Source organism: Gelidimonas diazotrophica (genome assembly GCF_055694025.1).
This window is the reverse complement of sequence record NZ_CM146349.1, coordinates 3,568,322-3,591,717: the sequence shown is the minus strand read 5'-3', so window position 1 is coordinate 3,591,717 and position 23,396 is coordinate 3,568,322. Positions and strand designations below refer to the sequence as shown.

Genomic DNA, 23,396 nt, shown 5'->3' with positions numbered 1-23,396 from the left:
GAATCATCTTGCGGGCGCACGGAGTAGTGAAAACTACGCCACTACAAATACAGCTAAAGTGGAAAATGACCCGACCCGCTTTAAGGAGATGAATTTACTCCTGGCTAGTCGGGTTTTTTGCTTTTTGAGAATGAAACTATGACACGCACCGCCATCTCCAATATTTCCGCCACCGAAACCATCCTGCGCGACTTGCTCACCAAACGCATCCTGATCCTGGACGGTGCAACCGGCACCATGATCCAGCAATATCAATTGACTGAGCAGGATTATCGCGGCGGCCCGAACGGGCGTTTCGCCGATTTTGCCGCACCGGCGTTGGCCGATGGCACGCCAAATCCGCGTGAATTGTTCGTCAAGGGCAATAACGAATTGCTGACGCTGACGCAGCCGCAGATCATTTCCGAAATCCACGAACAGTATCTGGCGGCCGGTGCTGATCTGATTGAAACCAATACTTTCGGCGCGACCTCGGTGGCGCAGGACGATTACCACATGGCGCATCTGGCCTATGAGATGAATCTGCAGGCGGCCAAGTTGGCGCGTGCAGCGTGTGACAAATTTTCCAGTGCCGACAAACCGCGTTTCGTCGCCGGCGCGCTGGGGCCGACGCCGAAAACCGCATCGATTTCGCCCGACGTCAACGACCCTTCGGTGCGCAACGTGACTTTCGATCAATTGGTGGCCGCGTATCTGGAACAGACCCGTGCGCTGGTGGAAGGGGGTGCGGATGTGCTGCTGGTCGAAACCATTTTCGACACGCTGAATTGCAAGGCGGCACTGTTCGCCATCGACACTTTTTTCGAAGAGTCTGGCAAGAAGTTGCCGATCATGATTTCCGGCACCGTGACCGATGCATCGGGCCGCATTTTGTCGGGCCAGACCGTGCCGGCGTTCTGGAATTCGGTGCGCCACGCGAAGCCGCTGACGATAGGTTTGAACTGCGCGCTGGGCGCGGCGCTGATGCGTCCGTATGCGGAAGAGTTGTCGAAAATCGCCGATACCTTCGTTTGCATTTATCCGAATGCCGGCTTGCCCAATCCGATGAGCGACACCGGCTTTGACGAGTTGCCGGCTGACACTTCTTCGCTACTGAAGGACTTCGCCGACAGCGGTTTCATCAACATCGCCGGCGGTTGCTGCGGCACCACGCCGGCCCACATCAAGGCGATTGCCGAAGTGCTCAAGGAGATTTCGCCGCGTTTGATTCCAGAGTCGAACCACACGATGCGGCTGGCCGGGCTGGAGCCGTTCGTGATCGACCAGGATTCGCTGTTCGTCAATGTCGGCGAGCGCACCAACGTCACCGGCTCCAAGGCGTTTGCACGGATGATTTTGAACGAGCAATTCGATGATGCGCTGGCGGTGGCCCGTCAGCAAGTCGAGAACGGCGCTCAGATCATCGACATCAACATGGACGAGGCGATGCTCGATTCAGTGGCCGCGATGACGCGCTTTCTGAACCTGATTGCGTCCGAACCGGACATTGCGCGGGTGCCGATCATGATCGATTCCAGCAAATGGTCGGTGATTGAAGCCGGCCTGAAATGCGTGCAAGGCAAGGCGGTGGTGAACTCGATTTCGATGAAAGAAGGCGAGCAAGAATTCCTGCGTCAGGCCAAGCTGTGCCGCCGTTACGGCGCGGCGGCAATCGTGATGGCGTTCGATGAAAAAGGCCAGGCCGACACTTACGAGCGCAAGACCCAGATCTGCAAGCGCGCCTACGATTTGCTGATTGAAAAACTCGATTTTCCGCCGGAAGACATCATCTTCGACCCGAACATTTTCGCGATTGCGACCGGTATCGAAGAGCACAATAATTACGCGGTCGATTTCATCAACGCGACGCGCTGGATCAAGCAGAATCTGCCGCACGCCAAGATCAGCGGCGGGGTTTCGAACGTATCTTTCAGCTTCCGCGGCAACGATCCGGCGCGCGAAGCGATCCATACCGTTTTCCTGTATCACGCGATTCAGGCCGGCATGACAATGGGCATCGTCAACGCCGGCATGGTCGGCGTCTACGACAACATTCCCGCTGAATTGCGCGAGCGGGCCGAAGACGTGGTGCTGAACCGTAGAGAAGATGCGACCGAGCGCATGATCGAATGCGCCAGCAGCCTGAAAGCCGGCGACAAGAAAGAAGAAGCAACGCTGGAGTGGCGCAACGACACCGTGCAAAAACGCTTGTCGCACGCATTGGTCAACGGCATCACGAACTGGATCGTCGAAGATACCGAAGAAGCGCGCCAGCAATTGCTGGCTAACGGCGGTCGCCCGATCCATGTGATCGAAGGGCCGCTGATGGACGGCATGAATATCGTCGGCGACCTATTCGGTCAGGGCAAGATGTTCCTGCCGCAAGTGGTCAAGTCGGCGCGTGTGATGAAGCAGGCGGTGGCGCATCTGATCCCGTTCATCGAAGCCGAAAAACTGCTGGAAGAACAGCGTACTGGCATCGTCGCCAAGCCGAAGGGCAAGATCGTGATCGCCACCGTGAAAGGCGATGTACACGATATCGGCAAGAACATCGTGTCGGTGGTCTTGCAATGCAATAACTTCGAAGTCGTGAACATGGGCGTGATGGTGCCGTGCTCGGAAATCCTGGCGATGGCGAAGGCTGAAAGCGCCGACATCGTCGGCATTTCAGGCTTGATCACGCCGTCGCTGGAAGAGATGGCGCACGTCGCCCGCGAGATGCAGCGCGACCCGCATTTCCGCACGCTGAAAATCCCGTTGATGGTCGGCGGCGCCACCACTTCGCGCGCCCATACCGCAGTCAAGATCGCCATCAATTACGAAGGGCCGGTAGTGTATGTGCCGGATGCTTCGCGTTCGGTGGCGGTGGCGCAATCGTTGCTGACGCCGGAAAGTCGCGACCAGTATTTGGCCGAGATTGCGACCGATTACGAGCGCATCCGGGTCCAGCACGCGAACAAGAAAGCGCTGCCGATCCTGACGCTGGCGCAGGCCCGCGCCAACAAAATGCAGGTATCGTTCGAGGGCGATTTTGCGCCGGTGAAGCCGAAATTCATCGGCCGCCGCGTATTCAAGAATGTCGATCTGGCGACGCTCGCGCAATACATCGACTGGGGGCCGTTCTTCCAAACTTGGGACTTGGCTGGGCCTTTCCCTGCCATTTTGCAGGATGACGTGGTCGGCGAGATCGCCACCAAAGTATTCGCCGAAGGCCAGGCGTTGTTAAAGCAGGTTATCGAAGGCCGCTGGCTGAGCGCCAACGGCGTGACCGCCTTGTTGCCGGCCAATAGCGTGAATGACGACGACATCGAGATTTACACCGATGAAACCCGTACCGAAGTGGCGTTCACTTATTACGGTTTGCGTCAGCAAGGCGTGAAGCCGGTGATCGAGGGCAGGGATGGCGAAAAAATCCAGCGGCCGAATCAATGTCTGGCCGATTTCATCGCGCCTAAAGCGTCCGGCGTTAAAGATTACATCGGCATGTTTGCGGTCACCGCCGGTATCGGCATCGAGAAATACGAAAAGCGTTTTGAAGCGGCGCAGGACGATTATTCGTCGATCCTGCTGAAGTCGCTGGCCGACCGTCTGGCCGAAGCGCTGGCTGAACATTTGCACGAACGCGTGCGCACCGACTTGTGGGGTTATGCGTCGCAGGAACGGCTGGACAAGCAAGAGCTGATCAAGGAAAGCTATAAAGGCATTCGTCCTGCACCCGGCTATCCGGCATGCCCGGAACATACGGTCAAGGCCGACATTTTCAAGCTGCTGCAATGCGACGAAATCGGCATGCAGCTGACCGAATCGTTCGCGATGTTTCCGGGGGCTGCGGTATCCGGCTTTTACTTCGCGCATCCGGAATCGAAATATTTCAGCGTCGGCAAGATCGGCAGCGATCAACTCAACGATATGGTGGCGCGGCGCGGTGCTAGCAAGGAAGATGTCGAGCGCTGGCTGGCGCCGAATTTGTAAGGCGGAAAATGGGGCAGAAGTGACACAGATAAGCTAGCGGCAAAAGTAATCGTAGACCACCGGCTTGCCGCCGTGTTCCACGGCAAACGCATCGATACAGCCCGAAGCGGTGTCGAGCCCTTCATACACCACCACTGAGGATTTCCACGGGCGGTAAGCAGGAATATTCATGATCATGCCCGGTGCGCCAAGCGCTTTGATCAGGTCTTCGTACGGATGACCGACCCAAGCCAACCGCATTGCTTTCTCCCGCAACGTGTGGCTCCGTTCGACTGCATTCCGGCCGTCAGGTTGCGCCGCCGGCATCTCGGAACATCCTGCCAGCAGCGCGCAGGCGAGCGGCAGGCTCAATCGCAAAGAACAGGATTTGAAGGCCATGATCTCTTTACTCAATGGTGAAACAGGTGGTGGCGGCCCGCGCTGCCGCGTTGTATTCGCAGTGCCGCGTTTCACGCGTATTTGCCCCAGATCTGCCGCGTGCAACGTCAGCGCGAGCACGGATGATCTGGACTGTTTAAAATTTGCTTTTTATTAATAGTTGCATTTTAGAAAAAATGCGTGTTGGTGTCAATTGAATAATATTGCGTCGCACAATATCTGGCATAAGATTGTTTAATGGCAAGTTCTATGGTGGCAACAGTGCGTATTATCAACTAATACACACTTAAGAAATTTCAAGCCACGACATGATAAATTTTGACGATATCAAGCTGCAAGTCGGCACCCGTTTGCAGATCATGCTCAAGCGCGGCGTGCAATCGTTGATTTATTACACCACGCTCATCGGCTATGTGAATGGCGAGTACCTGCTGATGAGAATCCCGCTGGAGCATGGGCTTTCGGTTCCGATACAGGGCGGCGAGCGCGTCACCTTGCGCGTATTTTCCGGGATGGACGTGTTTACTTTTGTCTGCGACGTGGAATCCGTTTTCCTCAGCCCCTGGCTCTACATGCATCTCACTTTTCCGACTGAAATCCTGGTCACGGCATTGCGCAAGGCGTTCAGGGTCAAGGTGGATTTTCCGGTGCAGATCAAGGGGGCAGCGGAGCGCGGCACCATTGTCGATATCAGTGTGGACGGGGCGCAGATCACGGCAGACAGCGCGCTGGGCGCAGCGGAAGCGAAGATTGCGCTGTCTTTCACGTTTCAGATCAAACCGACCAATCAGGAAGTGCTGATCGAAACCAGTGCAACGATCCGCAGCGTGCGTGAGTTGCCTGCTGCAGGAAAGGGCGCGCCAGCACGCTTTTCGCATGGCGTGTTGTTCGATGATATCGCCCCGACCAACCAGGTGATGCTGCAAAACCTGGTCTACGAATCCCTGCTTGGTCTGAAGTCTGGATTGGATTTATAGGGAGTATGTCTAAATTCAGCGATATTTACGCATATAAACATTAGTATTAAGAAAATACATATTTGGTGTATATCTATATTCAGCAAACTTCAGCAAACTATTCCGGCAGCTTTCGCTGTCATGCCGGTATCCCGTCAACGAATATTTTCAGCTCGCCCGGAGCAAACTGAAGCCAGTTTTCGTTGGCCGTCAGCGGTTCGGTGACGATGATGGCGACGCAGTCTTGCGGGGTGGTGACTTGCGAGAAATCGACGCTGACATCTTCATCCGACAGTTTTGCAGTGGCAAAAGGATAGCGCCGCACAATGTAGTGCAGTTTGGTCGAGCAGTGGACGAACAGCGCATCGCCGTCCGACAGCATCATGTTGAAAGTGCCATGGCGGGCGATCTCGCTGCATAGTTGCTGCAGTGCGATTTTCAGTTGCGCATTGGCCGGCCGTTGTTCGCCGAAGCGCTGCCGTAATTGCTGCAAAATATAGCAAAACGCATACTCGCTATCGGTGCTGCCGACCGGATGGTAAGCGCCCGTCAGCGCCGGGGCGAAGTCTTTCAGGTCGCCATTGTGCGCAAACACCCAGTAATGTCCCCACAACTCGCGCACGAACGGATGGCAGTTTTCCAGCGCCACCGCGCCATGGGTGGCCTTGCGGATATGCGCGACGACACTCTTGGACTTGATCGGATAGCGTTTGATCAGCTCGGCAATCGGGGACTCCACGGCGGCCAGGTGGTCGACAAAATGGCGCACCCCATTACCTTCGAAAAAGGCGATACCCCAGCCGTCCTTGTGTTCATCGGTGCGGCCGCCGCGCGTGGCGAAGCCGGTGAAGCTGAAAACGATGTCGGTGGGAACGTTGCAATTCATCCCGAGAAGTTGGCACATGGCTTGAGGTCGAATCAAAAAAAACGCATTGAGAAAGGGTGCGCGACTACGGTAACACGCGCTGCCGACGCCGTATAGCGCGCGGGGTTATAGTGTGCTCGTAGGTGTATCGCGGCGCCACCGGCGAGCCCGGATCAGGCCGTCAGGATGGCACGTTTTACGGCAGTATTCATGGAGTGCCGCGTATTGTGTGCGGGCAACTAGCATATGGCAATATACCCCTATCTAGTATCAATAACTGTACTGTGCTATCATCCGGTTCGTGCTTTGGCCAAAACGCCTAAGCGGCCGGGCCTTGTGTTCAACTAATCAACCAAGGGAGGCATACACCGTGGCAAAACAAATCTGCATCAACCATGTGTTCAAAGTGTTCGGCGATGCACCGCAAGATGCACTCGAACTGGTCCGCCAGGGCTGCACCAAAGAAGAAGTCCTGGCACGCACCGGCAACACCATCGGCGTGTTCGACGCCAGCTTCACCATCGAGGCGGGCGAAATTTTCGTCATCATGGGACTGTCCGGATCGGGCAAATCGACCCTGGTGCGCTTGCTCAACCGCCTGATTGAACCCACTGCCGGCACCATCCTGGTCGACGGCTCCGACATCAACGATCTGTCCGACGCCCAGTTGCGTGCGTTGCGCCGCAAGGACATCAGCATGGTGTTCCAATCCTTCGCGCTGATGCCGCACCTGACGGTGCAAGACAATACGGCGTTCGGCCTGGAACTGGCCGGCGTCGGTCACGCCGAGCGCACTTCTCAGGCGGCACAGGCGCTGGAGCAAGTCGGCCTCGCCGGCTGGGGCGCGAGCTACCCGGACGAGCTTTCCGGTGGCATGCAGCAGCGCGTCGGTTTGGCGCGGGCGCTAGCTTCGGACCCGTCGATCCTGCTGATGGACGAAGCCTTTTCGGCGCTGGACCCGATCATCCGCACCGAGATGCAGTCGGAGCTGTTGCGGCTGCAGCAGGTCAAGCGCCGCACCGTGGTTTTCATTTCGCACGATCTGGATGAAGCGATGCGCATCGGCGACCGCATTGCCATCATGAAGGACGGCCATGTGGTGCAGGTCGGCACGCCCGACGAAATTCTGCGCAATCCGGCTGACGATTATGTGCGCAGCTTCATATATGGGGTGGATGCTGCGGCCGTGTTCAAGGCTGTCGATATTGCGCAGAAAAAACAGATCGTGGTATCCGAGCATTCCAGTTGGGGTTCGCGCGCCGCGCTCAAGATGCTGGAGGATCAGGATCGCAATTACGCTTACGTGGTCAGCCCAACCAAGCAGTATTTGGGCGTGGTCTCGGCCGACTCGCTGCACGCGGCGCTGCACGATCATGTCGGCCCCCTCGGCTTGGTGCACGCCTACTTGCCGGACGTGACGCCGATTGCCGCGGATGCGCCGGTCAGCGAATTGTTCGGCCAAGTGGCGCAGGCGCCCTACGCGGTGCCCGTGGTGGCCGCAGACGGACGTTTTTGCGGCGCCATCAGCAAGACCACTCTGTTGAAATTCCTGGACCGCGACACCCCAGCGGTGCCCGCGTCCTGACTCTGAAAGGTTCCCCTCATGCAAAACACATCCACGCCAGAGGCGCCCCCGATCGATGCCAGCGCCAGTTCCAACGCCAGTTCCAACGCCAGTTCTTCTCCCTGGGACAGCGCCGCGCCGGCTAGCCCGGCGGCGGCACCAGCAGACGCCGACCCTTGGCTGAGTAGCCCGGCGCCGACCGGCTCCGTGGACGACAGCGCTGCGGCAGCAAGCAATTGGCTGGACGCGCCAACCGCTGCCGTGCCCACCGATGGCGGCAGCGGCAGTGTAAGCGGTTGGCAGATTCAGCAATTGTGGGACGGCTCGCTGCCGATCGAATCCTGGATCAATCAGGGTCTGGATTGGGTGGTGCTGCACTTCCGTCCTTTTTTTCAGACCGTGCGCGCGCCCATCGACAGCACGCTGACCTGGGTCGAAGCTCTGCTGCAAAGCGTGCCTTCGCTGGCAATGGTGGCGCTGTTCGGCCTGCTGGCCTGGCAGTTTGCCGGCCGTGCGGTGGCGCTCGGCACGGTGATCTCGTTGTTGGTGGTGGTGATGCTGGGCATCTGGCCCGAGGCTATGGTCACGCTGTCGCTGGTGTTGACCTCGCTGGTGTTTTGCCTGGTGGTCGGTCTGCCGCTGGGTATTCTGCTGGCCAGCAGCGATCGCACCCAGCGCATCATGCGCCCGCTGCTGGACGCCATGCAAACCACGCCCGCCTTCGTGTATCTGGTGCCGGTGGTGATGCTGTTCGGGATCGGCAACGTGCCCGGCGTGATCGTCACCATCGTCTTTGCGCTGCCGCCGCTGGTGCGTCTGACCAACCTGGGCATCCGTCAGGTGCGGCCCGATTTGATTGAGGCGGCGCGCGCTTATGGCGCTTCGCCCTGGCAACTGCTGCTCAAGGTGCAACTGCCGCTGGCCATGCCCTCCATCATGGCCGGGGTCAACCAGACGCTGATGCTGTCGCTGTCGATGGTGGTGATCGCTTCCATGATTGCAGTGGGCGGCCTGGGTCAGATGGTGTTGCGCGGTATTGGTCGGCTGGACATGGGCTTGGCCACCGTGGGCGGCCTGGGCATCGTGCTGCTGGCAATTTCGCTGGACCGCATTACGCAGGCTGCGGGCCAGCCGCGTCGCGGCGTACGGCACTGGTGGCACACCGGCCCGGCTGGGCTGGTGTGGCGCTTGCTGCGCCGCAGCAGCAGCGATAAGCCGTCCGGCGGCGCAGCGGCTGAACCGCCCGCACCCCCGGCCCCCACCTCCCGTGCGCAGTAACCGACGCAACCCAACTGTTTTCCCCACCCCTGAACTAAAGGAGCCAACCTCATGACAACAATGACCACACGGCGCTTGACACGCAGGCTGCTGGCCGGCGGCCTGCTGGCGCTGGGCCTGGCGCAAGTCTCGGCCGCTACCTTGCCCGGCAAGGGCGTCAAAGTACAGCCGCTGCAGAACTCGATTGCCGAAGAAACCTTCCAGACGCTGCTGGTGTCGAAGGCGCTGCAAAAGCTCGGCTACGATGTGCAGCCGATCAAGGAAGTCGCGCCTCCGACCGCAAACATTGCGATTGCCAATGGCGACGCCACCTTCGTGGCCGACCACTGGAATCCGCTGCACGCCGACTTCTACAAGAACGCCGGCGGCGACGCCAAGCTTTCGCGCAAGGGCGTGTACTCGGATAACGCGGCCCAAGGCTACCTGATCGACAAGGCCACCGCCACCAAATACAAGATCACCAACATCAGCCAGTTCGCCGACCCCAAAATCGCCAAGCTGTTCGATACCGACGGCGACGGCAAGGCCGACCTGACCGGCTGCGACCCTGGCTGGGGCTGCGAAGCCGTCATCGAGCACCAGCTCACCGCCTACAAGTTGCGCGATACGGTGACGCACAAGCAAGGCAGCTATTCCGCACTGATTGCCGACACCATTACGCGCTTCAAAGAGGGCAAGCCGGTGTTTTACTACACCTGGACACCCTATTGGGTCAGCGCCCAGTTGCGCACCGGACGCGATGTGGTCTGGCTGGAAGTGCCTTTTTCATCGCTGCCAGGCGAGCAGGCCAAACTCGACACCAAGCTGCCGAATGGCAAGAATTATGGCTTTGTCGTGAACAAGCAGCAAATCGTGGCCAATAAGAAGTTCGTCGAGGACAACCCGGCCGCCGGCAAGCTGTTTGAAGTGATGCAACTGCCTATTAGCGACATCAGCGCGCAAAACATGCGCATGAATGCGGGCGAGAACAAGTCCGATGACATCGAGCGCCACGCCAACGGCTGGATCAAGGCGCACCAAAAAACCTTCGACAGCTGGATTGCACAAGCACTGGCAGCAGCCAGGAAATAAGCCGAATCAGAGAAATTGGCTGCCAGCGCCCGGTTCAGGGGCGCTGGCAGTTTTTTTTGTGCGTTCGGCATGGACAACGAAAAAATACCCCATCACGCCTGTCCAGCCACTTTTTCCAGGATCAGCCCAGGAGTGCGTCGATGCGTGTGCGCAAGACTGGAATCAATTGCTGTTCGAACCAGGGATGGCGCTTGAACCACGGCTGATTGCGCGGCGATGGATGGGGCAGTGGAATGTATTGTGGTGCGTATTCCGGCCAGGCGCTGACCGTGTCGGTCAGCGACGCTTTGCGCCGTTGGCCCAAAAAGTGGCGCTGTGCATATTGACCGATCAGGAGCGTCAACTCAATCTGCTGCATGCGCGCCAGCAACTGATCGAGCCAGAGTTGCGCGCATTCGCGGCGCGGCGGCAAATCGCCACCCTTGCCGCGGCCTGGATAACAATAGCCCATCGGGATAATGGCGATGCGCGAAGCATCATAGAATATTTCCTTATCGACTCCCATCCAGGCACGCAGGCGCTCGCCGCTCAGGTCGTCCCACGGGGTCCCGCTGGTGTGTACGCGTAATCCGGGCGCTTGCCCGACGATCAGAATGCGCGCGGTTGCGCTGGCGCGCAGCACCGGGCGCGGACCCAGTGGCAGATCGGATGCACATGCGCGGCAAGCGCGCACGTCGTTTAGCAGCGTTTCCAGGTCGGGACTATGGTTCATGCGTTATCCCCTCTGTGGACACTCTGATCACGATGCAAACAGATGGTCGGACTGGGCCGTTTGGTGCTCTGGTAGCGCTCGTTGATTGGGTTTCCTTTCATGATTGGCGGGATCTGTTGCATTACGGGCAAGGTTGTTTTCATGCGTATCGAGAGTACAGGTGACTGGTCTGCATGAATCGGGAATTCAGCGGATGTCACATTTTACAGTCTGACTAAAAATACTATCGGGCCAGGCAACAATCCGGCCACACATTATCTGGCTTCGCATGAGACAACCCGGGACGGAGCCTGAAATAGGACATAAGCAAGCGCCGGCAGGGAATCCGTGCGCATGGGCCATTGAAAATTGTCAGTTTTCTGTACGTTCTTTGTCAAACCTTCAGAACTGCAGAGTCTGCACTGATGGCGGATACGTGCGTGCGCCATCTTCTCTCTGGCAGCGCGATAGGTGCCTCAAAGAGCGCACATCCACGGACAGAAATTTCGCGATGTACACATAAAAATACATTTAAATCAATGGCTTGCCTATATGGCATGGAGTTTGCTCGAATAATGGCAAGTCAAGGCATGAGCGTGGAATCAGATGCGCGCGAGGTCCGCATTGACAGAGCTTCCAACGCACAGCAGGCGATGTCTTGGCTGTCTGCTCGCATCAGTGAACGCAAATAAGGATGGTTATGGCCTTACGGAAACTGCTGTGCATTACTTTGGGTAGCCCTGCCGAGATGTCAGCGTCGTTGCACTCGTCAGCGGCCTGGGAGGTGTGTTGTGCCGCCGATGTCAGGGCTGCCGGCAGGATATTGCGCGATCAGCCGTTGCGGGTCGGCATTTTATTGCTGCATCAGATTGATGCCCAGGCGTATGGTGAAATCGATAGCTTTCTGAAAATGCATTGGTCGATGCAATGGGTCGGAGTGTTTCATCCGAATGCGATGCAGTCGTGCGCGTGTCGCGAACTGATACTCGAACACTTGTTTGACTTCCATACCTGGCCGATAGATGAACCACGTTTGAACCATACGCTGGGCCATGCTTTTGGGTATGCAGGCTTGCATCACGAATCCGATGCAGCGGCTGAGCACAGTCGGAATATGGGTTTTGTCGGCCAGAGCGCGGCCATTAACAACCTGCGTCAGCGGATCTTGAAAATCGCCAGTGCGAATGCGCCGGTCCTGATATGGGGCGAGAGCGGCAGCGGGAAAGAGCTAACGGCACAGGCCATACACAAGAATTCGGCACGTGCGGCCGGTCCTTTCATAGCGGTCAATTGCGGCGCGATTCCGGCAAATTTGATTCAGTCGGAACTGTTCGGCTATGAGCGCGGCGCATTTACCGGCGCCGCCAAGGAAAAGCGTGGCCTGATCGAGTCTGCTGCGGGCGGCACCATATTTCTGGATGAAATCGGTGATTTGCCGATGGAGCTGCAGACCAATCTATTGCGTTTCCTGCAGGAAAAAACCATCAATCGTGTGGGCGGCACCCACAGCATCGAGGTGGATGCGCATGTGATTGCAGCGTCCCATGTGAACCTGGAAAAGGCGGTGGCGGCAGGACTTTTTCGGAAAGATTTATTTTATCGATTAAGTGTGCTGCCGCTCGATGTGCCACCGTTGCGGGAGTGCAAGGAAGATCTGGAATTATTGGTCAACTATTTTTTCAAGGTGTTTGCACAGGACAGAAACCCAAGGTTAAGAGGGTTCAGCGGCAAAGCCATGCATGCGGTCAAGGCGCATGACTGGCCCGGCAATGTGCGTGAGCTGATCAACCGGGTGCGGCGTGCGATGGTGATGGCGGAAGGCCGTTTGATTACACCGCAGGACCTCGGTCTGGAGCGGCGCAGCGGGCTGCGCAGTGGCGATGCGCTCGGCGATGCCCGCATTCGCGCCGAGCGCAGCGCAATTCACGTCAGCTTGCAACGCACCGGCAAAAACATTACCCACGCAGCGCATGACTTAGGCATTTCGCGCATGACCCTGTATCGGTTGATGGAAAAACACGGGATTCATCCTGATGCGAATAAGGCTGACGCAAAAACCGACATCGTGTAGCAGGCGCATCTTTGGATGCGAGGTCATCGCGAATTTTTTACACTGTGCTGAATACGTTATTGGCGTGATTGCGCTTGCTATCACAGCAGGATTTTTAGCGCGTCGAGTGCGGATTTCCCCCATGAAGAACAGCTTTTTCAAAGCAGTGCGGTGCCGCGGGAGGCCTGCATTGACGATCCTTGCGGCCCCTTGAATCTGTGCCAAACCGGTTTTAACGTAACAGATTTGAGACAGCTGTTTTTGCCTGGCGTAGTGGTTGACAGGGCTGACTAGGCGCTTGAATTCATTGACGAAATATTGTTAACTTTGTGGCAACGCAAATGCGAGGAATATGGAATCCAGGCGGACTGTAACGTGGATGTGACGGGACTGTTTTTTCGATCGGCGCATGGCGCTTTTTTTATCTGAAAAAGAACCGATTTTTGACGGTAAAAATAGATTTTTTTCATATTTTTCAAAGGCTTGAATTGGCTGAAGTTTTTCTGGCATCGAATTTGCTCAGGTGTGCATGGGTTGGCTTGCAAGGCCAATTCTTGAACAATCTTCTTCAACTCTCGGTAAGGGAACTATCATGAAAAAGACTTTATTGGCGTCGGCCATCGCTGTTGCTTTCGGCCTTGCGGGCCAGGCAATGGCAAATCCGACCAACAACGGTGATCAGGCCGGTGCAGACAAAAACGTTGCAGTCGCTGTTGCAGCCTCAAAACAAGGCGGCGACGGCAGTCCGCAGGCGAATGAATTCTCAACCGCAACGGATAACACCAACAATACCAAGACCATTACCAAGAACGACAACGATACCAAGACCACTACCATCACCAAGACTGATACCGACACCAAAACCGATTCGCACAACAAGACCATCACCAAGAACGACAACGACACTAAGACCATTACCCTTACCAAGACTGATACCGACACCAGAACCGATTCACACAACAAGACCATCTCCAAGAACGATTCGCACAACCAGAACAAAGGCAAAGCGCACGCTGAAGGGTACGGTACGGCAGCAGCCAACAATGGCTCTACCGCCACCGCCAATTTCAGTAACGCCTTCAATACCAACAAGGCGATCGCAGTCAGCAAGCTGGACGGCAGCGTAAGCGGCAACACGATCTATGGCATCGGTAACCACGCGTACAACAACGGTGACGCCAATGGCGGCGATGGCGGCAAAGGCATTGGCGCTAAAGGCATCGGTGGTGACGGCGCTAAAGGCGGCAGTGGCGGTGACGGCGGCTACGCCAAGAATGGCAGCGTCAAGGCTACTGCCAGCAGCGGCAAAGCTTCCGGTGGTGACGGCGGCGACGGCGGCAACGCCAAACACGCCCGTGGCGGTAATGGCGGCAACGGCGACGGCACTAGCGGCAAGGCTGTTGCTTTCAGCGGCGCCAAAGGTGGCTATGGTGCGGGTGACTCCGGCAAAGCCAGCGCCGACAACACCGCCAAAGGCGGCTATGGTGCGGGCGACTCCGGCAAAGCTGGGGCCCTCAACGTATCTGTAGGCGGTTTTGCCAAGGGTGAGTCCGGCGACGCTCGCAACAAGTCTAGCGGTGGTTACGCCAAGGCTTGGGGTGGCAATGGCGACGGTGGTGGCGCTAATGGCAGGGGCAACCGTGGTGCTGACGCCACTCGTACCGGAGGTGCAGGCACCGGTGGTGCAGCAACCGGTACCGGTGGCGCGGCAACCGGCACGGCCAGCAGCGGCACAGGTACCGGCACCGGTGGTGCAGCTACCGGCACCGCGACAGCAACTAGCGGTACAGCAACCGGCACCGGCGGCGCAGCAACCGGCACCGCGACAGCCAGCAGCGGCGCAGCAACCGGCACTGGTGGTGCGGCAACGGCAGGCGCATCAACTGCCAGCAGCGGCGCAGCAACTGGCACCGGCGGCGCTGGCGGTACTGCCAGCAACACAGGTGGTGCTGGTGGTGCTGGCGGTTCGGCAACCAGCGGCAGCGCAACCAATACTGCCAGCAATGGCGCTGCCACTGGTGGTGCTGGCGCAGCTGGCGCAGCCGGTGGTGCTGGCGCAGCCGGTACCGGTGGCGCTGGCAGCGGCGGAGCTGGCGGCGCAGGCGGCAGCATCGCTGTCAATGCCGGTACTTTCAACATGTCCAACACCATGACCGGCGCAGCGCAATCTGCTGCAGGCGTCATGGTAATAAGCCAGAACAGCGGCTTCGCTTCCCTAGTACAGCAAAGTGTGAACGTCCAAGCCAACCTGAACGTAGGCAGGTAAGTAGCGTTACCCGCTGCTGGGTGGATTGGGTGCGTTATATGCGCACCCAGCGGCGGGGTTGGATCGGCAACAGGGTGGAAGCCGCAGAGCGAAAAGATTAACCATTTTCGATCAGACAAGAAAACGGACCTTTAAGCCCGTGATTTCCAGACATTTGGGCAGATGTCGTTGGCATGCAGAATCAGCCAACTTATCGGTCAACTTATCGGTCAGGCGTCAACAAGGAGAGAACAACATGCAATCAATCAACTATGCGGTAAAGGCCTTATTGGCACTGGCAATATGTGCACCCGACCTGGCCGTGTCGGCAAAACTGTCGCCAGCCGGCGCAGCGCCACCACCGGTCGTCATTGGAATGGGGCGGGCGTTGACTGCCGGTCAACTGGAAAATTATCGTGGCGGCACCGATACAGTCATCAATGACATGACCTTGAGCGGCACCGTAGCGCGCAATTCGGCCAGCGATGTGATCACCGGAAGCAATACCATCAACGGCGCTGCATTTGCCAATTCCAACGGTTTTGCCACCGTGATTCAGAATACAGGCGCCAATGTATTGATCCAGAACGCGACTGTTGTTAACGTGCAATTCAAATAATCATGAATAACTTATTGGCGCTGGTAATGACCTCTGCAACGCTGGCACTGACGCCGCTGCAAGTGGGTGCTTTGGATTTGCCCGGCTATTCTGGCGGGAAATATGCGGTGCCTGTAACCAGCTTGAAAGAAGCCCGTTTCAAGGCGACATTGCGGCAGCAATATGATTTCAGCTGTGGTTCAGCGGCAGTTGCTACCTTGCTCACCCACCAATATGGTTACCCGGTCAGCGAGCAGCAAGTGTTTGAAGAAATGTTCGCCCGCGGCAATCAGCAAAAAATTCAGAAGGAAGGATTTTCCCTGCTGGATATCAAGCAGTATCTGGCTAACCACGGTTTCCTGGCAGACGGCTTTGAGCAACCGTTGCAAAAGCTGGCCGATACTGGCTTGCCAGCCATTGTGCTGATTGAGGAGAAGGGCTACCACCATTTTGTCGTGATTAAAGGGATGCGTGACGGCCGGATTCTGATCGGCGATCCATCCAGTGGAACGCGGGCGATTCCACGCACCAGTTTTGAAGCGGCATGGGTGAATAAGCTCCTGTTTGTCATCCACAATCAACCACAGGGAGCGGTTAAATTCAACGATACGGCCGATTGGCGCGTCGCCCCGAGGGCGCCTTTGAGCGCCGGCATCAACAACGATGGATTAAGCAATGTGACCTTACCCAAAATGGGTTCGGGCGATTTCTGACAGGATTTTTTTGACAGGATTATATGAAACAGCATGCGCATCAAAAAATTGCGACTCTCTGCGCGCTGATTGGTGCCAGCATATCTTGCCTGGGCGTCGCACTGGCGGAAGATGGCAGCTTGACCGGTCCCAGTGCGGGGAATGTGGCAGATACGGCCAGCGGCTTTGCGCCAACCCGGTCGGCAACTGCCGCCGCGCCAGCGCCCGCAGGCTGCGCACTGCCGGCGCTGGCAGAGGCTTTGGCAATTAACCAATACGTGACCGTATGCAGTGACCACAGCATCGAACAGTTGCACATCGCATCTGCAGCCCATCCGGCAGTGCCAGCAGTTAAGCCGCCGTCCGACGACAAATCCACCGTTGTTACAAACCACACGGCGCTCCCCGCATATGACGAAGAAGCAATGGATAAACTTATCCTGAGCCTGCTCGAAGATAAAAGCGCGCCACCGCCATCGCCACCGCTACCGCCGCCGTTATCCCAGTATGACGGGCTGCGGTCGACCAACGCTATTTTGCTGAAACAGGAAACCGACGGGCGTGAACCGGCGCAACTGGCGCAGACGCTTTCCCTCAGCCTGGACCGGATGCCAACCATCGACTTGCAATCCGCAACCACCGATACTCAGGCGATAGCCAACAATTGGGAACGATCCGAACCCGTCGCCGTGTCCGATAACTGGGAGCTATTACCGTTCGCAGCAGTTGCGGGACAGGCAGAAAATAAGCTGCCGTTTGCAGCATCAGCAGCCTCAGCAGCAGCAGCAGCAGAAGCAGCAGCAAACCAGCCAGAGACCTTCGCATCTGACGCGCAAGCAGTGGAATCGCCTCTGCCAGGAGTGGAGGCGATCACTGCATTGGAGCCCGGACCCGTACTGCCAGTGGCGCAACAAGAGATGGCAGCGGAGAAGCCGGCGCAGCCACAGCCAGTAAGCATGGTTGAAGTCAAGCAGAGCAGTAGCGAACAAGGCGGTAGCAAACAAAGGCCGACGACGGATAAATGGGTCGCCGCCGTCAGCGACACCAATCTCGATCAGCTGCGCGGCGGTTTCGATGCCGGGTCAGGGCTGCTGGTTTCCTTTGGCATCCAGCGCGCGGTGTATATCAACGGCAACCTGGCAACTACCACCAGTTTCAACATCCCGGATGTCGGCAAGGTTACCGGCACTCAAGCCGCAATGCTGAGTGCTGCCGCAAGTACGGTCAACCTGGTTCAAAATGGTTCGGGCAACACGCTTCAGTCAGGTGCGTTATCCCAGGCCGTCGGCGCCACAGTGATCCAGAATACCTTGAACAACCAGCGCATCCAGAACCTGACGATCATCGATACCACAACTAACAGTCTGGGCCTGCTCAAGGGCATCAATGCGCAGTCTGCCCTGAGGGACGCTCTTAGCAATTCAGTGGGAACCAGATGAGCAGATGCGCGTTATATCGAAACCCGCAAACGATTAACCGAGGTTGCGCATCATGCCGGTACTATCCTGAGTGTATTTAATATCCGCAATGGATATGTGCGTGAAATGCCATGAAAATCGTGATACTCCTGTTATTTATGGGCGTGTCTTGGGCGGACAATGGGTAACATCAGCGCTGCGCTGCTGTTTTCAGGCTCAGATGCCGCACAGTCCAAGCACTCTCTCTTGCTGGCTACATTCCTTGGCTAGCGGCGTGGGTTTGGCCTTGGCTTGCGTGGCGCGCCGTGCCACGCAAGCGCGCAGCACACGTTCCATCGGTGGGTAATAGGTCCATCCCTTGCCGAGCTGCGGCAATTCCATTTTGACCTGCTTCCATTTCGGGTGCCCATGGTTCTGCAGATTGTCGAAATTCAGGCAAAGAGCTTGTGCGAAGCGGTTCAGTTGACCTTTGGTCTGTTTCAAGTTGTAGTCGTAGGTCACGAGAAACGCCTTGACCGTCAGCGTTGGTATATCTTCGCCCAGCCAGTTGGGATAGCTGGTGTTGCGTATGACGGCTGGAAAATAGGTCTTGGTGGCCCGCATGATTTCGGGTGCCTTGTCATCCAGGCGCAGCAACTTGATGAGTTGTCGTGCTTCAGGCTTCATATCCGCAAACAACTTGGCAGGCTGACCGGCAACGATGACCACCACATCCACCGATTTATCGCCGGTGAGCTTGAGCAGCGCTTCTTCGTTGGAGAGGTAGCTCGCGTTGGCATCAGGCAAGACCTGGCCGAACATAAGCCGATACAGCGTGGTCGCTGACAGTGCGGTGCCGCTGCCGACCGGGCCCACATTGATTTTTTTGTCTTTCATTTCATGGATGAATTTGAGCGGTGAATCGGCCCGCGTGACAAAGTAAATTTCTTCGTCATACAGCGGCAGGATGACGCGCAAGGGCCGGATCAGCTGTCCTGCCGGATTGTTTCCAGCCGCGGCCTGGTCGAGCAGCGCCTGATACAGGTCGGACTGCACCAGCGCGAACTTGACGCCGGACTCATAACGCAGTCGCTGCACATTTTCCGCCGAACCCTTCGAGGGCAGCACTTCCAGGTCTATACCGGCCGGATCGGCAACCCACTTCGCGAGATCGCGGCCAATTTGGATGTAAGTGCCGCGTTCGGACGCAGTCACGATTTTGTACTCCGCTCTGGCCAGGGCCAGCCCCGGCAGCGCCAGCAATGTCAGCAAAAAACAGACGATAAAGCAGATTTTTTTCATGATATCGCTCTCATTTAATTTAAATTGCATAGTGCCAACGCCTGTGCGGCTTCGGAACATGGAGTATGGGTCGGGGCAGTGGGTTCTTTTTCAGGTGGCGCCTGTGTGGGTACTGCGGGGGCGGCGGTTTCCCGGTTGATGCGACCCGGCTTGCTGCCGGTTTGCGCCGGCTGTTTTTTCAAGCCCTTTGCCGTCCGTGGCAGGGCCCTCTTCTCTAAAGTCGGAGGCACTATGGGCATCGGTTCCGCACGCTCAGGGGGGACCGGAACCGCCTCGGCAAGTCGATTGTCAGGCAACTCTGTCTGCGCTTGGGTCGCCGTGGCGGCAGGCTCTGGCTTGACCAGGAGTGGCGCTGCCACGCTGTGAACGACGTTCTTACTGGGCTGTTTCTCAGCATAGGGCGTTGCAGGCGGCGGCTGAAAGAAAGAGGAAACGAGCAAAGCTGCCGCACCTGATATGACCAGAATCAGCGCCGCCAGCCAGGCCCGGCGCAGCCATTTCTGCTCCTGGGAAATATCTGACGATGCCAGCATCGGGTTGAAGGTGTTTGGGGCGGGGGCGGGCGCAGCCTGGGGTGGGATTGCAGCGGACGGCGCGGCCATGGCCGGCGGGCTCTTCAGGATGTCGGGTGTTTCCGGCTGGATGTCGCCCGTTGCAGCGGCTCTTGCTGATGCTGCTCTCGTGTCAGCGCTGGTGTCAGCGCTGGTGACAGGAGGGGCGGTTGCCGTTTTTGCCGCAGACAATGGCTGACCGCACTTAATACAGATCGTCGCCATCTTGTGGTTGAAGGCGCCGCACCCGGGGCAGACCTGCAGGTTCAGGGGCAGGCCCCAGTGGTCGCGAACCTGCGTTTTTGGCCCGGGTTCAGACAGGTGGAATACGTATTTCATCAACCTTACTCGCAGTATGCAGACTTTCCGTGTAACCAAGCTTCCAGCATGCACGAGCCTCCCAGCGCATATTTCTCTGGTCAGAACGTCATCGGTAATCTGACGGTGAGCGATACGTCTGGTGTGTCGCGTGTCAAGCCCGCACCCACTGACACGCTCAATGTCGTTTTTTCACTCAAACGATAGGAGTAGCCGACCAGCAAAGTGGCAAGCTGCGTCCTGACTGAGAGCGGCGCCGCCTTGCCATCTTGCTCGGTCCTGCCGATCGAACTATGGTCGTAGCCGATGCTGAAGGAGGATTTTTCATTCAGGGCCAGACCCATGCCGAAATTGAATCCGAATACATCACCTGGTGCGATGGTGCCGAGGAATTCTTCGTTGCCACCCAGAGTCTTGCGGCTGACATCGGTGCGCTTGAAGTTGTGCAGATAACTGACGCTGCCGAAAAATACCGCCGGGTCGGAAGGGAACAGCCAGGTCAGGCTCGGCTGCAAGGAATAAAAGCCGGAGCCGGTCGGCAATTCGGTTGGCAAGCCACTACCGGTTACATTGGTACCTATGCATCGCGGGTTGCAATCGGTCACAACCTCGAACGGGTCTTTGCCGGTGCGCGATTTGAAGCGCAAGCTGCCGATATAGAAAGGCTGGTCGACCCCGCCTTCGTTCAATTGATAACGCGCGGCCAGTTCGATATCGCCCAGCGCCTTGCCGCTGGTGTCGAATACACTGTCTGTTCCGGTGCCCACAAGGAGTGGGCGGTTGATGACGGTATCCGAACGGTATACATAAGGCACTCGGGCTTCCAGTTCGAAGCGGTTACTGATGCCGAAGCGCCCGGTCAATGCAGCGGTGAAAGTGTTGCGCTTGACTTCGCGCACATCCACCAAGCCGATCACGAGCGCTGGAATCACGGTGTAGCCGATCAGTGCCACCCGGTTGCTGGAGGAGTACCCGAACTGCAACGAGGGCTCCAGTACATATTTTCCTTTGGGGGTCAGTACACCCGGTTGTTCAAAGAGCGGGGCCACTTCTGGCGGCCGGCCATCCTGACTAGGTGCTTGACCTACCGCTTTGGTATTCTGTGGCTCGGCCTGGGCCAAGGTCAACTCTTCCGGCGCTCCGACTTTACCTGCGCCACGTTGTCTGGCCAATACATCGATGCCAACGGTACGGCGTACTTCCCGCAGGCTGGTCCTTTGCTCTGCCACGGTTAGCTTCAAGGATTCAAGCAATTCTCTTTGTTCAGCCAGTTGTTGCTTCATCGACTCCAGTCTGGCGGCGAGTTCCTCTTGCGTGCCGGTGACCGGTTCGGCGGAGGCTATCGCACCTACCAGTAACAGGGCGGAACAACCTGCATAACCGACGTATCGTAGCTTTTGCGTCATGTGTAATCCCCTGATGTCCCCAGCGTTCGGGCACGCTGTATTTTGAAGTGTTGGTCGTCATCGCGCCGATTTTGCAGACGCGATTGATTTACAAGTGCAAATGCATAACCTCCTGCGCTTACAGCAGCGTAGATGGGACCCTGCACCTTGTAGTTGGATGGTAAAGAAAGGGCTGTTTTTAATGTTGTTCGAAATCAAAGTTTGTCTGCAATAAGTGCGGGCAGCGCTGTTAGAAAAATTGGCAGCGATCATGCATGATTGGATTCGATTTATTGCGGCGCGGCATCCATCGTTGTGTCGCTTTCATGTGCTGTGATGGCAGCGCGGAGCTGGTATTTTTCGAGGAGGCGGTACAGCGTCACCCGTGAAATTCCCAGCAGCTGGGCCGCGCGGGAGATTTGATTGCGGGCCTGAGTCAATGCGCGCTGGATGGTTTCTCTTTCCGCGGTGGCGCGTGCGTGTTCCAATGAAATCTGCTCTTCTACGGTATCGCTGGCACGAAAACCGAGGTCTTCCGGCTTGATGAAACGGCCTTCCGCCATCACCGTCGCACGCTGGATGCGATTGATTAATTCGCGGACATTGCCGGGCCAATCATGCTGCAGCATCGCTTTCATCGCGTTTTTGGAGAACCCGCGCAAGCTTTTATTGTGTGCTTGCGAGAATTGCCTGAAGTAATGCAATGCAAGCTGTTCTATGTCTTCGGTGCATTCGACCAGGCGCGGCGTGGTGATGCAAATGACATTGATGCGGTAATACAAGTCTTCGCGGAAACGCCCTAATTTGACTGCTTGCTCCAAGTCGATATGGGTCGCGGCGATGACGCGTACATCAATGGTCAGGGACGCCGTGCCACCGACGCGCTCAATGGTTTTTTCTTGCAGGAAGCGCAACATGTTGACCTGCATGTCAAATGGCATGTCGCCTATTTCATCGAGAAACAGGGTGCCGCCTTGGGCCGCTTCAATGCGGCCGATTTTGCGCTGGTTGGCACCGGTAAAAGCCCCCTTTTCATACCCGAACAATTCAGACTGGAACAAAGTTGCCGGAATTGCGCCGCAATTAACCGTTACAAACGGCGCGTCATTGCGTGAAGACTGATGATGGATCGACAGCGCGGCGAGCTCTTTACCGGTGCCGGATGGCCCTGTAATCAGTACGGCCGCATCGGTATTTGCCACTTTCCTGATTTGCCTGGCGAGACGCTGCATCTGCGCCGACCTGCCCACCATGGTGGCATTGAGTTTGGAGGCAGAAGCTTCATCGGCGGATATCTTGTGGGCGTCATGCACGAATGCCATGCTCCAGGCATGCCGAAGCGCGAGGACAATGTGTTCGCACTCGGCCGGGATGGTCAGGAAATTGAACAGGCGTTCGCTGATGAATTTCCTGATAGAGGGCAACAGAATGAGTTCTTGGGAAAATAGGCCGACCCATGCAATTTGGTTAATGTTCAGGAATTTTTCATAGGCATCCATTTGATGCAAATCCTGTTCTTCCCGGATGATCACCAGACCCACACGACAGCCGTCATTTATTGCACGATAGGCTGTTTCCAGTGTCGGTTTCTCAATCAGTTGAATGTTGTTATCGAGTAGCAAGTCTGCGTAAGGACAGGCCTGCCCGATCGGGCTGGATAAACGCAAAACCAATACCGGCTGGAGTCGCCGCGCGAAAGTCGAGGCATATAGCATTTTTCTGTCTTTTTCTATTCTCATCGGTATCCGCAGCGGATCATCTGGATGATCCCCTCCTATCGCGCTGCAGGGCCCTTCGGATGGAGGTCAGGTTGCAGCTGACTCGTGTACCGTAATAGTTAATAACTGAATAATCAGGTTACAACGCGTGTTCTTTTTTAACAATCTGCAATCAGTTGAAAGTTTCTTGTAAGCCATTGATTTAATTGTGTTTATTGATTGAAATCAACGTTCTTCCTGGGGGTAGGAACAGGTTGTTTCCAAGGTGCATTCAAGCTGGGTTCGATAACGCGGAAAGGTATGCCGGGAGGCAAGATATTTGCGTTGAATAGGGGAAATTTTAGCCGCTGGAAATGGGAAATGGGAAATGGGAAATGGGCCATGGG

Annotated in this window: 18 protein-coding genes; 10 read left to right on the top strand and 8 right to left on the bottom strand. The window is 56.9% G+C overall.

Annotated elements, in window-relative coordinates; translation table 11 throughout:
- Positions 1-138 precede the first annotated feature (138 nt).
- A complete protein-coding gene (metH, locus tag KGFNPO_RS16650) occupies positions 139-3,951 on the top strand; it encodes a methionine synthase (RefSeq protein WP_472632343.1) in 3,813 nt (1,270 codons plus the stop codon).
- Between the two features lie 33 nt (positions 3,952-3,984).
- Here the strand turns inward: metH and KGFNPO_RS16645 are convergent, their stop codons facing one another.
- Positions 3,985-4,329 (bottom strand): hypothetical protein, encoded by a 345-nt coding sequence (locus tag KGFNPO_RS16645; protein ID WP_472632342.1) that lies wholly within the window; start codon positions 4,327-4,329, stop codon positions 3,985-3,987.
- Positions 4,330-4,637: 308 nt separating this feature from the next.
- On the opposite strand from KGFNPO_RS16645, the gene KGFNPO_RS16640 reads away from it, so the two are divergent.
- Entirely contained in the window at positions 4,638-5,306 is a 669-nt protein-coding gene (locus tag KGFNPO_RS16640) for a flagellar brake protein (RefSeq protein WP_472632341.1), read from the top strand.
- A gap of 118 nt (positions 5,307-5,424) precedes the next feature.
- Here KGFNPO_RS16640 and KGFNPO_RS16635 read toward each other — a convergent pair whose 3' ends face one another.
- The gene (locus KGFNPO_RS16635; protein ID WP_472632340.1) at positions 5,425-6,189 is read right to left on the bottom strand and encodes a class II glutamine amidotransferase; all 765 of its coding nucleotides are present in this window, start codon (positions 6,187-6,189) and stop codon (positions 5,425-5,427) included.
- A 331-nt stretch (positions 6,190-6,520) separates the two neighbouring features.
- Between KGFNPO_RS16635 and proV the strand changes: the two genes are divergently transcribed.
- Genes proV through proX form a run of 3 tightly spaced genes read left to right on the top strand, consistent with a single transcriptional unit; the run spans position 6,521 to position 10,063 of the window.
- Positions 6,521-7,735, top strand: a complete 1,215-nt coding sequence (gene proV, locus KGFNPO_RS16630) for a glycine betaine/L-proline ABC transporter ATP-binding protein ProV (RefSeq protein ID WP_472632339.1) — start codon at positions 6,521-6,523, stop codon at positions 7,733-7,735.
- Between the two features lie 18 nt (positions 7,736-7,753).
- Positions 7,754-8,992, top strand: coding sequence for a glycine betaine/L-proline ABC transporter permease ProW (gene proW / locus KGFNPO_RS16625; RefSeq protein ID WP_472632338.1), 1,239 nt, complete (start codon positions 7,754-7,756; stop codon positions 8,990-8,992).
- Positions 8,993-9,043: 51 nt separating this feature from the next.
- Positions 9,044-10,063 (top strand): glycine betaine/L-proline ABC transporter substrate-binding protein ProX, encoded by a 1,020-nt coding sequence (proX, locus tag KGFNPO_RS16620; protein ID WP_472632337.1) that lies wholly within the window; start codon positions 9,044-9,046, stop codon positions 10,061-10,063.
- A gap of 121 nt (positions 10,064-10,184) precedes the next feature.
- Here proX and KGFNPO_RS16615 read toward each other — a convergent pair whose 3' ends face one another.
- A complete protein-coding gene (locus KGFNPO_RS16615) occupies positions 10,185-10,775 on the bottom strand; it encodes a uracil-DNA glycosylase family protein (RefSeq protein WP_472632336.1) in 591 nt (196 codons plus the stop codon).
- Positions 10,776-11,454: 679 nt separating this feature from the next.
- On the opposite strand from KGFNPO_RS16615, the gene KGFNPO_RS16610 reads away from it, so the two are divergent.
- Entirely contained in the window at positions 11,455-12,825 is a 1,371-nt protein-coding gene (locus KGFNPO_RS16610; protein ID WP_472632335.1) for a sigma-54 dependent transcriptional regulator, read from the top strand.
- A 300-nt stretch (positions 12,826-13,125) separates the two neighbouring features.
- Here the strand turns inward: KGFNPO_RS16610 and KGFNPO_RS16605 are convergent, their stop codons facing one another.
- Positions 13,126-13,314, bottom strand: coding sequence for a hypothetical protein (locus KGFNPO_RS16605; protein ID WP_472632334.1), 189 nt, complete (start codon positions 13,312-13,314; stop codon positions 13,126-13,128).
- Positions 13,315-13,396: 82 nt separating this feature from the next.
- On the opposite strand from KGFNPO_RS16605, the gene KGFNPO_RS16600 reads away from it, so the two are divergent.
- The 4 genes from KGFNPO_RS16600 to KGFNPO_RS16585 all read left to right on the top strand — a co-directional run bounded on the left by KGFNPO_RS16600 (position 13,397) and on the right by KGFNPO_RS16585 (position 17,778).
- Entirely contained in the window at positions 13,397-15,070 is a 1,674-nt protein-coding gene (locus tag KGFNPO_RS16600) for a hypothetical protein (RefSeq protein WP_472632333.1), read from the top strand.
- Between the two features lie 235 nt (positions 15,071-15,305).
- Positions 15,306-15,668: a hypothetical protein gene (locus KGFNPO_RS16595; protein ID WP_472632332.1), complete on the top strand. Its 363-nt coding sequence runs from the start codon at positions 15,306-15,308 to the stop codon at positions 15,666-15,668.
- A 2-nt stretch (positions 15,669-15,670) separates the two neighbouring features.
- On the top strand, positions 15,671-16,360 hold the full coding sequence (locus KGFNPO_RS16590) for a C39 family peptidase (protein ID WP_472632331.1): 690 nt from the start codon (positions 15,671-15,673) through the stop codon (positions 16,358-16,360).
- Between the two features lie 23 nt (positions 16,361-16,383).
- Positions 16,384-17,778, top strand: a complete 1,395-nt coding sequence (locus tag KGFNPO_RS16585) for a hypothetical protein (protein WP_472632330.1) — start codon at positions 16,384-16,386, stop codon at positions 17,776-17,778.
- Between the two features lie 195 nt (positions 17,779-17,973).
- Here the strand turns inward: KGFNPO_RS16585 and KGFNPO_RS16580 are convergent, their stop codons facing one another.
- From KGFNPO_RS16580 to KGFNPO_RS16565, 4 genes are all read right to left on the bottom strand, one after another.
- Positions 17,974-19,038: a TAXI family TRAP transporter solute-binding subunit gene (locus KGFNPO_RS16580; protein ID WP_472632329.1), complete on the bottom strand. Its 1,065-nt coding sequence runs from the start codon at positions 19,036-19,038 to the stop codon at positions 17,974-17,976.
- 14 nt (positions 19,039-19,052) lie between these two features.
- A complete protein-coding gene (locus KGFNPO_RS16575) occupies positions 19,053-19,928 on the bottom strand; it encodes a hypothetical protein (protein ID WP_472632328.1) in 876 nt (291 codons plus the stop codon).
- 80 nt (positions 19,929-20,008) lie between these two features.
- On the bottom strand, positions 20,009-21,313 hold the full coding sequence (locus tag KGFNPO_RS16570) for an acetate kinase (RefSeq protein ID WP_472632327.1): 1,305 nt from the start codon (positions 21,311-21,313) through the stop codon (positions 20,009-20,011).
- Positions 21,314-21,582: 269 nt separating this feature from the next.
- The gene (locus KGFNPO_RS16565) at positions 21,583-23,031 is read right to left on the bottom strand and encodes a sigma-54 interaction domain-containing protein (protein ID WP_472632326.1); all 1,449 of its coding nucleotides are present in this window, start codon (positions 23,029-23,031) and stop codon (positions 21,583-21,585) included.
- Between the last annotated feature and the right edge of the window lie 365 nt (positions 23,032-23,396).